The organism is Rhodoplanes sp. SY1, from assembly GCF_046000175.1.
In the GTDB taxonomy this organism is placed as follows: Bacteria; Pseudomonadota; Alphaproteobacteria; order Rhizobiales; family Xanthobacteraceae; genus Rhodoplanes.
In genome coordinates this window covers 1-926 of record NZ_JBEOMB010000518.1, presented here as the reverse complement: position 1 = coordinate 926, position 926 = coordinate 1, and the positions used below count along the sequence as shown (strand labels likewise).

General features: G+C 64.3%; 1 protein-coding gene. It reads left to right on the top strand.

Annotated elements, in window-relative coordinates; translation table 11 throughout:
* Positions 1-926, top strand: a 926-nt coding sequence (locus ABTU92_RS30705; protein ID WP_408095302.1) for a DegT/DnrJ/EryC1/StrS family aminotransferase, incomplete at both ends; no start/stop codon positions are given.

Below are 926 nucleotides of genomic sequence, written 5' to 3'. Positions count from 1 at the left end.
GAAAGCTGCATCGGGGTCGCCAATGGCACCGACGCGCTTGAAATCGCTATGCGGGCGCTCGTCGGCTTGCGAGGGCAAGGCGGCACCGAAGTTATCACCGTCGCAAATGCGGGCGGGTACTCGACCGCAGCCTGCCGTTTAGTCGGACTGACGCCAGTCTATGCCGATATTGAGGAAGCCTCGCAACTCGTCTCGCTCCCTTCGGTGGTTGCGGCCCTGGGGGAGCAAACGGCCTTGGTCATCGTGACCCATCTCTACGGCGGCTTGGTCGACGTCGGCCAGTTGAGGGCCATGATGGACAAGGCCGGCTACCGCTATATTCCGATTCTGGAGGATTGTGCGCAGGCCCACGGCTTGCGCCTCGGCTCGCGGATGGCGGGTAGCTTGGGAGACATCGCCGCGTTCAGCTTCTATCCGACCAAGAATCTCGGCGCATTCGGCGACGGAGGCGCGATCGCCACCTCGGATCCTGAACTCGCCCAACGTTGCCAGATGCTTCGGCAATATGGCTGGGCTTCGAAGTACGCCGTCGCGATGCCGGGCGGCCGCAACTCGCGCCTGGACGAGGTTCAGGCGGCGATTCTGCACCAGCTGCTTCCTCACCTCGACGTAGCAAACGCCCGGCGCGTTGAGATTCTGAATCGGTATGCCGCCGCGGCACCGACCGGCGTGAAGGTAGCGCGTGCCGAGGCCAGCGTGGCTCACTTGGCTGTAGTGCTGTGCGACGATCGAGCGGGTCTGCAGAGCTACTTGGCCGATCGCGGAATTCAGACCGACATCCACTACCCGGTCCTCGACTGTGATCAGCCCGGTTGGAGCGAGCTCCCATGGCGGGAGGCTCCGGGCGGCCTCGGAGTGGCCCGAGCGAGTGTTGGAAAATTGCTGACGCTGCCGTGTTTCCCCGCCCTGACCGACGACGAGACGGG